A 12258-nucleotide genomic window follows, 5' to 3' on the forward strand; every position below is an offset into this window, starting at 1 on the left:
TGAACATCGCCGCGCGCCGCCGGCAAGCGCCGCAGCCGCGACGCCGGTGCAGGCCGTCGCACTTCAGCCGCGGCGCAGCACGACGTGCGTGGCGCGCTCGCCGGTGACGCGCTCGACGACTCGATAGCCGAGCGCGACGGCGTCGAGCCCGTCGAACAGCCGCTCGCCGCGGCCGAGCAGCACCGGCGCGAGCGCCAGATGCATTTCATCGATCAGCCCGGCGCGCAGGTACTGGCGCACGGTGGCGGCGCCGCCGCCGATGCGCACGTCGCGGCCGGCCGCGGCGGCGCGCGCCTGTGCGAGCGCGGCGTCGATGCCGCCGGTGACGAAATGGAAGCGCGTGCCGCCGTCCATCGTCAGCGTCGGCCGCGCGTGATGCGTGAGCACGAACACCGGGACGTGGTACGGCGGCGTCTCTCCCCACCAGCCGCGCCAGCTTTCGTCGAGCCATGGCCCGCGCTGCGGCCCGAACATGTTGCGGCCGAGGATCCAGGCGCCGACGTTGCGAAAGCCGCGCGCGGCATAGTCGTCGTCGATGCCGGTCGTGCCGCCGGTGTCGCCGAACAGAGCTTTGAACGTCGCGGTCGGCAGCCCCCAGTCGTGCAAGGCCATGCCGCCGATGCCGAGCGGATGTTCGAGGCTCTGCTCGGGACCGGCGGCGTAGCCGTCGACCGACAGCGAGAACGATGAAACGCGCAGCCGGCTCATCTCGGATCTTCCGTTCGCGACGGCGTTCAGGCGCGCGCCGCCGTGCCGAGTTCCGGAAAACCGGCGGCGATCTGCTGGATGTCGTCGGGGAAGTCCTCCATCTCCTGCACGCGCCGGACTTCGATGACTTCGTTCTCGCCCGCCGGGCAGCGGCAGGCCCAGGCGATCGCTTCCTCGCGCGAGTTCACGCGAATCATCCAGTAGCCGCCGACCACCTCCTTGGTCTCGGCGAACGGGCCGTCGGTGACGGTCGGCGTGCCGCCCTTGAACGATACGCGCGCGCCGCTCGCCGGCGGGTGCAGGCCGTCGAGCGCCAGCAGCACGCCCGCCTGCTGCAGTTCTTCGTTGTACTTCATCATCGCGGCGACGGCCTCGGCACTCGGCATCGCGTCGGCAGCGGCGGTTTCGTAACCCTTGGGAATCATCAGCATCATGAAGCGCATGGTCGTGTCTCTGTGGTGTCGTGGAAGCAGTCGATCGAGGTAGGAGCTCTGGCGCACGCCCGCGGTCCGTCGTGCCGGTGCCTTAGCGCTCGGCAGCGGTCTTGAGCGCCGCCAGTCCGGCCTCGAAGTCGCGGCCGATCATGCGGTCCATGTCGACGAACACGCCGATCAGCTTCGACAGATACGGCGCCGGACCGGACATCGCCCAGCGCACCTGCGTCATGCCGTCCTGCGGCTGCAGCGTGAACTCGGCGACGTTGTGCGTCTGCAGCGGGCGCTCGAAACGCAGCTGCATGACCAGCCGCGCGGGCGCAGCGGCCTCGCTGATCTCCAGGCTGCCGGCGCCGACCTCGCCGTTGCCGTTCCAGGCGTAGAGCGCTCCGAGCCCGGCGGCGGCGCCGCGGTATTCGCGCTGCATGCGCGGGTCCTTGCGCTCGTACGGCGACCACGCCGGCCAGCGGTGGAAGTCGGCGATCAGCGCATAGATCGCCTCGGGCGGGGCGGCGATGCGAATCGAACGTTCGACGCGGAAATGATCCGGGCGGGTCGCGGCGTAGGCGAGGATCGCCACTACGGCGAGCGCGAGTCCGGCGAGCAGGCGTTTGAACATGGGAACTCCGGGTGGTGGCAGGACAGTCGCTCAGGGGGCGGCGACGATCATCCATTCGACGCCGAAGCGGTCGGCGAGCATGCCGAAGCTCGGCGAGAAGAAGGTCTTGGTCAGCGCCTGCACGACCCGGCCACCGTCGGACAGCGCCGCGAACACGCGCAGCGCGGCGCTCGCATCCGGCACCGTGATCGCCAGCGAGATGCCGGCGAATGACGTGGCGCCTCGGCAGTGACCGTCGGACGCCATCACTTCGGTCTCGCCGATGCGCAGGCTGCAGTGCATGATCTTGTCGTGCAGCGCCGGCGGCATGCCCTGCGCCGCTTCCGGCTGGTCCTTGAAGCGCAGCAGGGTCGTGACTTCAGCGCCGAGCGCGCGGCGGTAGAACTCGATCGCTTCTTCGCAGCGGCCGTCGAACATCAGATAGGGCTGGATCTTCATGTCGTTCTCCTTCAGGTCCGCGCCGGCTTGCGCGATTCCAGTGCATGGCGCTGCCGCGCTTCCTGCGCGCGCAGCTCGGGCGTGAACTCGGCGCCAAAGTCTTCGGCTTCGAACACCTGGCGGATTTCGATTTCGCTGTCGCCGGCGGCCGGATTGGGGCAGCGCCGGACCCACTCGATCGCCTCGGACAGCGACGGCGCCTGGATCAGCCAGAAGCCGGCGACGAGATCGTCGGGACGTGCGAATGGACCGCGCGTCACCGTGCGCTGCGTGCCGGTGAAGTGCACGCGCGCGCCGCGCGCGCTCGGATGCAGGCCTTCGCCGGCGAGCAGCACGCCGGCGCGTACCAGTTCTTCGTTGTAGCGGCCCATCTCGGCCAGCAGGCGCTGGTCCGGCAGCACGCCGGCCTCGCTGTCGGCGTTCGCCTTGATCATCACCATGAAGCGCATGACTCGTCTCCCGTGCGGCCCGGCCGGGCCGGCGATCGCGAAGCGCGGGATTGCGCTTCACACGGAGACGTCGAACGAACGTCCGGCGGATCGACACGGCGTCGGCCGCAAGCCGGGACTTTCAGTGCAACGGCTTGTCGGGAAAGAAGTTATTGCGGGAAGCAGAACGCAAAAAACCTCGCCCCGGGCGCCGCGGGAAGCGGGCGCCGGAGCGTGGGTCGAGGGCAGCGGCCGGCGCCGCCGGCCCTAGTCGGCGGCGACCGGGCAGCCGGTCGCGGCGCGCAGCGCGTCGAGCTCGACGCCGTCGGCGAGTTCGACGAGGCGCAGGCCCGAGGTCGTCACGTCGAGCACGCCGAGGTCGCTGATGATGCGGTCGACGACGCCGACGCCGGTCAGCGGCAGGTCGCAGCGCGGCAGGATCTTGTGCGTGCCGCCCTTGGCGGTGTGCTCCATCAGTACGACGACGCGCTCGACGCCGGCGACCAGGTCCATCGCGCCGCCCATGCCCTTGACCATCTTGCCGGGGATCATCCAGTTGGCGAGGTCGCCGCGCTCGGAGACCTGCATCGCGCCGAGGATCGACAGGTTGATGTGGCCGCCGCGGATCATCGCGAACGAATCGGCGCTGTTGAAGAACGCGCTGCCGGGCAGCGTGGTGATGGTCTGCTTGCCGGCGTTGATGAGGTCGGCGTCGACTTCGGCGTCGCGCGGGAACGGGCCGATGCCGAGCAGGCCGTTCTCCGACTGCAGCCAGACGTCCATGCCGGCCGGGATGTAGTTGGCGACCAGCGTCGGCAGGCCGATGCCGAGGTTGACGTAGAAGCCGTCCTGCAGCTCGCGCGCGGCGCGCTGTGCCATCTGCTCATGCGTCCAGGCCATTTCTAGTTCTCCCTCACGGTGCGCTTCTCGATGCGCTTCTCGGGGTGCGCGTTGAGCACCAGGCGCTTCACGTAGATGCCCGGCGTATGGATATGGTCCGGGTCCAGTTCGCCGGTCTCGACGATCTCCTCGACTTCGGCGACGCACAGCTTGCTCGCCGTCGCGCACAGCGGATTGAAGTTGCGCGCGGTCTTGCGGTAGACGAGGTTGCCGGCCTTGTCGGCCTTCCAGGCCTTCACCAGCGACAGGTCGGCGCGCAGGCTTTTTTCCATCACGTACCACTCGGGCTCGCCGCTGGCGTTCGGGAACTGCCGCGTTTCCTTGCCGTCCGCGACGATCGTGCCGTAGCCGGTCTTGGTGTAGAACGCCGGGATGCCGGCGCCGCCGGCGCGCAGCTTCTCGGCGAGCGTGCCCTGCGGCGTGAACTCGAGTTCGAGCTCGCCGGCGAGGAATTGGCGCTCGAATTCTTTGTTCTCGCCGACGTACGAGGAAATCATCTTGCGGATCTGCCGCGTGTCGAGCAGGCGGCCGAGGCCGAAGCCGTCGATGCCGGCGTTGTTCGAGATCACCGTCAGCTCGCGGCAGCCGCTGTCGCGCAGCGCGTCGATCAGCGCCTCGGGAATGCCGCAGAGGCCGAAGCCGCCGACCGCCAGCGTCATGCCGTCGCGCAGCAGACCGTCGAGCGCGCTCTTCGCATCCGGATACAGCTTGTTCATCCGTTTCTCCTTTTTCCCGCCAGTGCCTGGGCGACGCGCGAACGCGTCGGCCGGCCCAGCGCCGCACAGATGTCGTCGCCGGCCTGCGCCAGCGCGTCGAGATCGACGCCGGTCTCGATGCCGAGACCGTGCAGCAGATAGACCAGATCCTCGCTGGCGACGTTGCCCGACGCACCGGCCGCGTACGGGCAGCCGCCGAGACCGGCGACCGAGCTGTCGAACACGGCGACGCCGCTCTGCAGCGCGGCGAGCACGTTGGCGAGTGCCTGCCCGTAGGTGTCGTGGAAGTGGCCGGCAAGGCGTTCGACCGGCACGCGGCGCATTACCGCGCCCAGCATGCGCTGCGTCGCCAGCGGCGTGCCGACGCCGATGGTGTCGCCGAGCGAAATCTCGTGGCAGCCCATGTCGTACAGCGTGCCGGCGACCTCGGCGACCGCCGCCGGCTCGACCGCGCCCTGATAGGGGCAGCCGAGCACGCAGGAGACGTAGCCGCGCACCGGCACGCCGGCCGTCCTGGCGGCCTGCATCACGTCCTCGAAGCGGCGCAGGCTTTCGGCGATCGAGCAGTTGATGTTCTTCTGCGAGAACGCCTCGGACGCGGCGCCGAACACCGCGACTTCCTGCGCACCGGCGGCGAGCGCCGCCTCGAAGCCCTTGAGATTGGGCGTCAGCGCCGAATAGCGCACCTCGGGCCGGCGCGGCACGCCGCGCATCACGGCGTCGTGATCGGCCATCTGCGGCACCCACTTCGGCGAGACGAACGCAGTCGCCTCGATGTGGCGCAGGCCGGCGTCGGCGAGCGCCGCGATCAGCGCCAGCTTGGTCGCGGTCGGCACCGCGACCGCTTCGTTCTGCAGACCGTCGCGGGCGCCGACCTCGACCAGCTTGACGCGCGCGGGCAGGGCACCGATGGCGCTCATCGCAGGCTCCCGGCGGGCTTCATGCGCTCACCTCGAAATCGATCAGCTCGGCGCCGTCGCCGACCTGCTCGCCGGCGCGGCAATGAAAGGCGCGGACCTTGCCGCGCGCCGGCGCGCACAGCGTGTGCTCCATCTTCATCGCCTCCATCATCAGCAGCGGCGCGCCCTTGTCGACCTCGGCGCCGATCTCGGCGAGCAGCGCGACGATCTTGCCCGGCATCGGCGCCACCAGTCCGCCCTCGGCCCCGGCATCCTCGCCGACGTGCGCCTGCGGGTCCAGATAGGTCAGCACGCTGTGCCGGCCGCCGGCGAACACGTGCAGCTGTTCGCCGTGCGGCACCAGCACCGCGCTGACCTTGCGCGCGCCGGCGCGGTAGTCGAGACGCGAACCCTCGTGCGCGTCGACCTGCACGGCGGCGCCGTCGATCGACAGGCCGCCGGCCGCGTGGCGCAGCGTCAGCGTGCGTTCGTGTTCGCCGGCGCGGAACGCGAGCCGACGCGTCTGCGCGCCGTTGAGGCGCCAGCCGTCGGCGATCGCCCACGGCGAATGCGGGTCGGCGCCTGCGGCCGCACGACGGCGCTGCTGGCCGGCGGCATCGAGCGCGAGCCACAGCGCGGCGGTTTCGAATGCTTCGGGCGGCGGCTCGCCGGCGGCCTGCAGCAGGCGCTCGCCGTCGCGGCCGATCAGGCCGGTATCGACCTCGCCGGCGCGGAATGCCGGGTGGCCGACGAGGCGCGACAGGAACGCCAGGTTGTGGCCGACGCCGACGATGCGGAACTCGGCGAGGGCCAGCAGCATGCGTTCGATCGCGCGCTCGCGCGTGCTGTCCCAGACGATCAGCTTGGCGATCATCGGATCGTAATGCGGCGTGATCGCGTCGCCCTGTTCGACGCCGGTGTCGACGCGCACGTGTGCCGACGCCGGCGGCGGCGCGTAATGCGCGAGCCGGCCGATCGACGGCAGGAAACCTTTCTCCGGTTCCTCGGCGTAGACGCGCACCTCGATCGCATGGCCATGCATCGGGATCGCGTTCTGCGCGAGCGGCAGCGGTTCGCCGGCGGCGACGCGCAGCTGCCATTCGACCAGATCGAGCCCGGTGATCATCTCGGTGACCGGGTGCTCGACCTGCAGGCGCGTGTTCATTTCCATGAAGTAGAAATCGTCGCCGCTCTCGCCGGCGATGAATTCGACGGTGCCGGCGCCGACGTAGCCGACCGCGCGGGCGGCCTCGCAGGCGGCGCGGCCCATCGCCGCGCGGCGTTCGGGACTCATGTGCGGCGCCGGCGCTTCCTCGACGACTTTCTGGTGACGGCGCTGCGCCGAGCAGTCGCGCTCGTGCAGGTGGATGACGTTGCCGTGCGTGTCGCCGAAGACCTGGATCTCGATGTGGCGCGGGCGCTGCAGGTACTTCTCGATCAGCACGCGCTCGTCGCCGAACGAAGCCGCCGCCTCGCGCTGGCACGAGGCGAGCGCCGCGGCGAAATCCTCGCTGCGCTCGACGACGCGCATGCCCTTGCCGCCGCCGCCGGCCGAAGCCTTGATCAGCACCGGATAGCCGATGCGGTCGGCCTGCGCGCGCAGGAAGGCGGGCGCCTGCTCGGCGCCGTGATAGCCCGGTACCAGCGGCACGCCGGCTTTTTCCATCAGCGCCTTGGCGGCGGACTTCGAGCCCATCGCGCGTATCGCCGCGACCGGCGGACCGATGAAGACCAGGCCGGCGGCGGCGCAGGCCTCGGCGAAGCCCTCGTTCTCGGACAGAAAGCCATAGCCGGGATGCACGGCCTGCGCGCCGCTGCGCAGCGCCGCTTCGATGATGTGGCCGCCGCGCAGATAGCTGTCGCGCGAGGCGGCCGGACCGATGCACCAGGCCTCGTCGGCGAGACGCACGTGGCGCGCGCCGGCGTCGGCTTCGGAATAGACGGCGACCGTGCGGATGCCGAGCCGCTGGCAGGTGGCGATGACGCGGCAGGCGATCTCGCCACGGTTCGCGATCAGGATCTTGGTGAACACTCAGCCTCCCCAGGCCGGACGGCGCTTGTCGAAGAAGGCGGCGATGCCTTCGCGCGCCTCGGCGCTGCCGCGTGCCGCGGCGATGCCTTCGGTGGTACGGGCGATCAGCGCGGCGTCGATCGGGCGGTCGACGACCTCGGCGATCAGGCGCTTGGCGGCGGCGAGCGCCTGCGGACCGCCGGCGAGCAGACATTCGAGCAGCGCCGCGATGCGCGCGTCGAGCGCGTCGGCGTCGGCGACTTCATGCACCAGGCCCAGGCGCAGCGCCTCGGCGGCACCGAAGCGCTCGGCGGTGAGGAAGTAGCGCTGCGCGGCGCGTGCGCCGATCGCGCGGATCAGGTACGGGCTGATCGTCGCCGGAATCAGGCCGAGGCGAACCTCGGTCGTGCCGAAGCTGGCGTTCGGCGTCGCCACGGCGATGTCGCAGGCGGCGACCAGGCCGGTGCCGCCGGCCAGCGCCGCGCCGTGCACGCGCGCGACGGTCGGCTTGCCCAGCGTCGCCAGCGTGCGCAGCATCTCGGCGAGCCCGGCCGCGTCGCGGCGGTTCTCGTCGTGGCCGTAGCCGGCCATGCGCCGCATCCAGTCGAGGTCGCCGCCGGCGCAGAAACTCTTGCCGCGGCCGGCGAGCACGACGGCGCGCACGGCATCGTCGGCGTCGAGCGCGCGCAGCGCGGCGCTCAGTTCGGCGATGAGGTGTTCGTCGAAGGCGTTGTGCACGTCCGGGCGGTTCAGCCAGACGGTGGCGACGGCGCCGTCGCGGACGATGTCGAGTCGGCTCATCGCATCACATCCGGAACACGCCGAAGCGCGTCGACGCGATCGGTGCGTTGAGCGCCGCCGACAGGCCCAGCGCCAGCATGCGCCGGGTCTGCGCCGGATCGACGATGCCGTCGTCCCACAGCCGCGCGGTCGCGTAGTACGGGCTGCCCTGCGCCTCGAACTGGGCGCGCGTCGGCGCCTTGAACTTCTCCTCGTCCTCGGCGCTCCAGGTCTTGCCCTGCGCCTCCAGGCCGTCGCGGCGCACGGTGGCGAGCACGCTCGCCGCCTGCTCGCCGCCCATCACCGAGATGCGCGAGTTCGGCCAGGTCCACAGCAAGCGCGGCGAATAGGCGCGGCCGCACATGCCGTAGTTGCCGGCGCCGAACGAGCCGCCGATCAGCACGGTGAACTTCGGCACCTGCGCAGTCGCCACCGCCGTCACCATCTTGGCGCCGTCCTTGGCGATGCCGCCGTTCTCGTACTTGCGGCCGACCATGAAGCCCGAGATGTTCTGCAGGAACAGCAGCGGAATGCCGCGCTGCGCGCACAGTTCGATGAAGTGGGCGCCCTTCTGCGCCGACTCCGAGAACAGGATGCCGTTGTTGGCGACGATGCCGACCGGGTAGCCGTGGATGTGCGCGAAGCCGGTGACCAGCGTCGCGCCGTAGCGCGCCTTGAACTCGTCGAGCCGCGAGCCGTCGACCAGGCGCGCGATCACCTCGCGCACGTCGTAGGGCTTGCGCGTGTCGGTCGGGATCACGCCGTAGATCTCTTCCGGATCATAGCGCGGCGCTTCCGGCGACTGCAGGTCGACGCCCGGCTGCTTGCGCAGGTTGAGGTTCGAGACGATGCGCCGCACCAGCGCCAGCGCGTGGTGATCGTTCTCGGCGAAGTGATCGGCGACGCCGGAGACGCGCGTATGCACGTCGGCGCCGCCGAGATCCTCGGCGCTGACGACCTCGCCGGTCGCCGCCTTCACCAGCGGCGGTCCGCCGAGGAAGATCGTGCCCTGGCTGCGCACGATCACCGTCTCGTCGCTCATCGCCGGCACGTAGGCGCCGCCGGCGGTGCAGGAGCCCATCACGCAGGCGATCTGCGGGATGCCGAGCGCCGACAGATTGGCCTGGTTGTAAAAGATGCGGCCGAAGTGTTCCTTGTCCGGAAAGACGTCGTCCTGCATCGGCAGGAAGGCGCCGCCGGAGTCGACGAGGTAGACGCAGGGCAGGCGGTTCTCGCGCGCCACTTCCTGCGCGCGCAGATGCTTCTTGACGGTGATCGGGTAGTAGGTGCCGCCCTTGACGGTGGCATCGTTGGCGACGATCACGCATTCGCGGCCCTGGATGCTGCCGATGCCGGCGACGACGCCGCCGCACGGCACCTCGCCCTGGTACATGCCGTGCGCGGCGAGCGGCGACAGCTCCAGGAACGGCGCGCCCGGATCGAGCAGGCCGTCGATGCGCTCGCGCACGAGCAGCTTGCCGCGTGCCGTGTGCTTGGCGCGCGCGGCTTCCGAGCCGCCGAGCGCGGCCTGCGCGGTGCTCGCGCGCAGTTCATCGACGAGGCCGCGCATCTGCGCGGCGTTGGCGGCGAACTCATCGCTGCCGGTCCGGATCTTCGAGGCGATGACGCTCACGGGATTCCTCTGGAGGTGAGTGCGGGGTGCGGTACGCGCCGTGCGCCGCCGTCCGGCGCCGTCGGGCGCGCGGGCAGGGCGTCGCGGCGGCGCGCGTCGTTCACTTGCTCTCGTTGAACAGTTCGCGGCCGATCAGCATGCGGCGGATTTCCGAGGTGCCGGCGCCGATCTCGTAGAGCTTGGCGTCGCGCCACAGCCGGCCGGTCGGGAACTCGTTGATGTAGCCGTTGCCGCCGAGCGTCTGGATCGCCTGGCCGGCCATCCACGTCGCCTTCTCGGCGCAGTAGAGGATCGCGCCGGCCGCATCCTTGCGCGTGGTCTCGCCGCGATCGCAGGCGCGGGCGACGGCGTACACATAGGCGCGGCAGGCATTGAGCGCGACGTACATGTCGGCGAGCTTGGCCTGCATCAGCTGGAACTCGCCGATGCTCTGCCCGAACTGCTTGCGCTCGTGCACGTACGGCACGACCACGTCGAGGCAGGCCGCCATGATGCCGAGCGGACCGCCGGACAGCACGACGCGTTCGTAATCGAGGCCTGACATCAGCACGTTGACGCCGCGGCCGACGGCGCCGAGCACGTTCTCCTCGGGCACCTCGCAGTCCTGGAACACCAGCTCGCAGGTGTTGCTGCCGCGCATGCCGAGCTTGTCGAGCTTCTGCGCCGTCGAGAAGCCCTTGAAGCCCTTCTCGATGATGAAGGCGGTGATGCCGCGCGGCCCGGCGCTGACGTCGGTCTTGGCATAGACCACCAGCGTGTCGGCATCGGGGCCGTTGGTGATCCACATCTTGTTGCCGTTGAGCACGTAGCGGTCGCCCTGCTTGTCGGCGCGCAGCTTCATGCTGACCACGTCGGAGCCGGCGCCCGGTTCGGACATCGCCAGCGCGCCGATGTGCTCGCCGCTGACCAGCTTGGACAGATACTTCTTCTTCTGCGCCTCGCTGCCGTTCTTGCGCAGCTGGTTGATGCACAGATTCGAGTGCGCCCCGTACGAAAGACCGATCGCCGAGCAGGCGCGCGAGATTTCCTCCATCGCCACCACGTGCGCCAGATAGCCGAGCTGCGTGCCGCCGTATTCCTCCTCGACGGTCAGGCCGAGCAGGCCGAGCTCGCCGAACTTCGGCCACAGCGCGTTGGGGAAGGCGTTGTCGCGGTCGGCCGCTTCGGCGAGCGGGGCGATCTCGTTGGACGCGAAGCGCCAGGTCATGTCGCGCAGTTCGTCGATGTCCCGGCCGAGGTCGAAATTGAGGCTCTTGAAGCGCATGGCGTTCGTGCTCCGCGGCCTTGCCGGCCGTCCTGTCGTCATTGGGCGCCGGCATCGCGGCGGTCGATCGCCCGGTGGATTCTCCTCCGCGGGCCAGCGCATGCTACGCGCGCCCCGAAAAAAAGTGAAGCAAGTTTCACAAATTTAAAGTAGATTCACTCCATCGACGCCTGAACACTGTCCCGACTTATGGCTTACCAGCGTTCGACCCTGATGCAGGAGCGCCTCGCCGACAACCGGCAGCGCATCGTCCTGGCTGCCCGCGGCCTGATCGCGCGCGGCGGATTCCGCGAGGCTTCGATCACCGCCGTCGCCGCGGCGGCCGGGCTTTCGACCGGCGCGATCTATCGCTACTTCCCGTCGAAGGCGGATCTGTTCGTGGAGGTGCTGAGCGATGCGGTGCGCCGCGAATGCGCGATCCTGCGCGAGCTGATCGCGCGTCCGGGTACGGCCAGTGCCAGGCTGTGCGCCGCGGTCGAGTCGTTTGCCAAGCGCGCGCTCGAAGGGCCGCACCTAGCCTACGCGTTCATCGCCGAGCCGGCCGATCCGGAAGTGGAGGCGGCCCGTATCCTCTGCCGGCAGGAATTCAGCGACGTCTTCAAGACGGTGCTGGCCGAGGGCGTGGCGAGCGGCGAGTTCCCCAAACAGTCGGTCGAGGTTGCCGCGGCCTGCATCGTCGGCGCCTTCACCGAGGCGCTGGTACGCCCGGTCGCGCCGACCACGCGACGCGTCGACGATCGCAAGCTGGTCGCCGCGATCGTCGATTTCTGCCATCGCGCGGTAGCCGGCCCGTCACCGCCAGTCGCGGCACGCCGCGCGCCCCCGCCGCGCGTCTGAGTGCCGAGGCCGTCCGTCGCCGTGGCAGAGTGGGTTCAGACGGCGGCGTTCGCCGGGGCGAGCAGACTTTGCGCGCGGGCCATGGTCCGGCGCCGCAGGGCACTGCGGGCGTCGTCGACGGCAGCCGGTTCCCGCTGGCCGGCCAGTGTGTCCTGCCGGTCGAGTTCGCTGCGCAGGGCGCGCGCCAGTTCCAGTCCCCGCGAGTAGTACAGGCGACCGGTCGGCGGCGTGCATTCGAGCAGATCGATCAGGCCATCGATCGCCATCGCCTGCGGCGGCGGGATCGCCAGACTGGCTTCGCTCCGTTCGACCAGCTGGTCGTAGAGGTCGATCGCGGCGCGCATCAGGCCGGACCTGCGGTATCCGTCCGCTTCCGCGCAGAAGTTCTCGAGCAGCAGGCGGATGTAACGGCGGTCGAGATCGGCGTCGCTGGGCGGCAGCGCATTGCCGATGGACACGGCGATCGTCAGCGCCGGCGGGCGGCGGGTGGTTCGCGGCGCGAGCCTCGGGGCGGGCAGGGCTTGGAGTTTGGTGTTCATCGTCGATTCGCGTCCGGGGGGTGCGAGGAACAGGCTCGGCCTCAAGCTTTGC

The 12258-nt window shown here is 70.2% G+C and carries 14 protein-coding genes; 1 reads left to right on the top strand and 13 read right to left on the bottom strand.

What is annotated here, in order from left to right:
• Positions 1–63: 63 nt before the first annotated feature.
• The 12 genes from K343_RS0101280 to K343_RS0101335 all read right to left on the bottom strand — a co-directional run bounded on the left by K343_RS0101280 (position 64) and on the right by K343_RS0101335 (position 10830).
• On the bottom strand, positions 64–708 hold the full coding sequence (locus K343_RS0101280; protein WP_028006531.1) for a dihydrofolate reductase family protein: 645 nt from the start codon (positions 706–708) through the stop codon (positions 64–66).
• Between the two features lie 26 nt (positions 709–734).
• Complete coding sequence (locus tag K343_RS0101285) at positions 735–1151, bottom strand: YciI family protein (RefSeq protein ID WP_028006532.1); 417 nt, start codon at positions 1149–1151, stop codon at positions 735–737.
• Positions 1152–1233: 82 nt separating this feature from the next.
• Positions 1234–1761 carry an SRPBCC family protein gene (locus K343_RS0101290; RefSeq protein ID WP_028006533.1) on the bottom strand — a complete coding sequence of 176 codons (528 nt, stop codon included), beginning with the start codon at positions 1759–1761 and terminating at the stop codon, positions 1234–1236.
• Positions 1762–1791: 30 nt separating this feature from the next.
• Positions 1792–2199 (bottom strand): VOC family protein, encoded by a 408-nt coding sequence (locus K343_RS0101295; protein ID WP_028006534.1) that lies wholly within the window; start codon positions 2197–2199, stop codon positions 1792–1794.
• 11 nt (positions 2200–2210) lie between these two features.
• The gene (locus tag K343_RS0101300; protein WP_028006535.1) at positions 2211–2648 is read right to left on the bottom strand and encodes a YciI family protein; all 438 of its coding nucleotides are present in this window, start codon (positions 2646–2648) and stop codon (positions 2211–2213) included.
• 246 nt (positions 2649–2894) lie between these two features.
• Positions 2895–3527 (bottom strand): 3-oxoacid CoA-transferase subunit B, encoded by a 633-nt coding sequence (locus K343_RS0101305; protein ID WP_028006536.1) that lies wholly within the window; start codon positions 3525–3527, stop codon positions 2895–2897.
• A gap of 2 nt (positions 3528–3529) precedes the next feature.
• A complete protein-coding gene (locus K343_RS0101310; RefSeq protein ID WP_028006537.1) occupies positions 3530–4243 on the bottom strand; it encodes a CoA transferase subunit A in 714 nt (237 codons plus the stop codon).
• Entirely contained in the window at positions 4240–5163 is a 924-nt protein-coding gene (locus K343_RS0101315) for a hydroxymethylglutaryl-CoA lyase (protein ID WP_028006538.1), read from the bottom strand. The genes K343_RS0101310 and K343_RS0101315 overlap by 4 nt, the downstream gene beginning before the upstream one ends.
• A gap of 19 nt (positions 5164–5182) precedes the next feature.
• Positions 5183–7174 carry an acetyl/propionyl/methylcrotonyl-CoA carboxylase subunit alpha gene (locus tag K343_RS0101320; protein WP_028006539.1) on the bottom strand — a complete coding sequence of 664 codons (1992 nt, stop codon included), beginning with the start codon at positions 7172–7174 and terminating at the stop codon, positions 5183–5185.
• Complete coding sequence (locus tag K343_RS0101325) at positions 7175–7954, bottom strand: enoyl-CoA hydratase/isomerase family protein (RefSeq protein ID WP_028006540.1); 780 nt, start codon at positions 7952–7954, stop codon at positions 7175–7177.
• Between the two features lie 4 nt (positions 7955–7958).
• Entirely contained in the window at positions 7959–9566 is a 1608-nt protein-coding gene (locus tag K343_RS0101330) for a carboxyl transferase domain-containing protein (RefSeq protein ID WP_028006541.1), read from the bottom strand.
• A 100-nt stretch (positions 9567–9666) separates the two neighbouring features.
• Positions 9667–10830 carry an isovaleryl-CoA dehydrogenase gene (locus tag K343_RS0101335; RefSeq protein ID WP_028006542.1) on the bottom strand — a complete coding sequence of 388 codons (1164 nt, stop codon included), beginning with the start codon at positions 10828–10830 and terminating at the stop codon, positions 9667–9669.
• Positions 10831–11019: 189 nt separating this feature from the next.
• Here K343_RS0101335 and K343_RS0101340 point away from each other — a divergent pair, with 189 nt between their 5' ends.
• The gene (locus K343_RS0101340) at positions 11020–11667 is read left to right on the top strand and encodes a TetR/AcrR family transcriptional regulator (RefSeq protein ID WP_028006543.1); all 648 of its coding nucleotides are present in this window, start codon (positions 11020–11022) and stop codon (positions 11665–11667) included.
• 35 nt (positions 11668–11702) lie between these two features.
• On the opposite strand, the gene K343_RS0101345 is transcribed toward K343_RS0101340, so the two are convergent.
• Positions 11703–12206: a hypothetical protein gene (locus tag K343_RS0101345; protein WP_028006544.1), complete on the bottom strand. Its 504-nt coding sequence runs from the start codon at positions 12204–12206 to the stop codon at positions 11703–11705.
• Positions 12207–12258 lie beyond the last annotated feature (52 nt).

Origin of the sequence: Solimonas flava DSM 18980 (assembly GCF_000426685.1) — a bacterium.
Taxonomy (GTDB): Bacteria; Pseudomonadota; Gammaproteobacteria; order Nevskiales; family Nevskiaceae; genus Solimonas; species Solimonas flava.

What these genes read in the sequence shown, in the direction of transcription:
- K343_RS0101280 (WP_028006531.1), bottom strand. Translation starts at nt 708, where the DNA reads ATGAGCCGGCTGCGCGTTTCATCGTTCTCGCTGTCGGTCGACGGCTAC.
- K343_RS0101285 (WP_028006532.1), bottom strand. Translation starts at nt 1,151, where the DNA reads ATGCGCTTCATGATGCTGATGATTCCCAAGGGTTACGAAACCGCCGCT.
- K343_RS0101290 (WP_028006533.1), bottom strand. Translation starts at nt 1,761, where the DNA reads ATGTTCAAACGCCTGCTCGCCGGACTCGCGCTCGCCGTAGTGGCGATC.
- K343_RS0101295 (WP_028006534.1), bottom strand. Translation starts at nt 2,199, where the DNA reads ATGAAGATCCAGCCCTATCTGATGTTCGACGGCCGCTGCGAAGAAGCG.
- K343_RS0101300 (WP_028006535.1), bottom strand. Translation starts at nt 2,648, where the DNA reads ATGCGCTTCATGGTGATGATCAAGGCGAACGCCGACAGCGAGGCCGGC.
- K343_RS0101305 (WP_028006536.1), bottom strand. Translation starts at nt 3,527, where the DNA reads ATGGCCTGGACGCATGAGCAGATGGCACAGCGCGCCGCGCGCGAGCTG.
- K343_RS0101310 (WP_028006537.1), bottom strand. Translation starts at nt 4,243, where the DNA reads ATGAACAAGCTGTATCCGGATGCGAAGAGCGCGCTCGACGGTCTGCTG.
- K343_RS0101315 (WP_028006538.1), bottom strand. Translation starts at nt 5,163, where the DNA reads ATGAGCGCCATCGGTGCCCTGCCCGCGCGCGTCAAGCTGGTCGAGGTC.
- K343_RS0101325 (WP_028006540.1), bottom strand. Translation starts at nt 7,954, where the DNA reads ATGAGCCGACTCGACATCGTCCGCGACGGCGCCGTCGCCACCGTCTGG.
- K343_RS0101335 (WP_028006542.1), bottom strand. Translation starts at nt 10,830, where the DNA reads ATGCGCTTCAAGAGCCTCAATTTCGACCTCGGCCGGGACATCGACGAA.
- K343_RS0101340 (WP_028006543.1), top strand. Translation starts at nt 11,020, where the DNA reads ATGGCTTACCAGCGTTCGACCCTGATGCAGGAGCGCCTCGCCGACAAC.
- K343_RS0101345 (WP_028006544.1), bottom strand. Translation starts at nt 12,206, where the DNA reads ATGAACACCAAACTCCAAGCCCTGCCCGCCCCGAGGCTCGCGCCGCGA.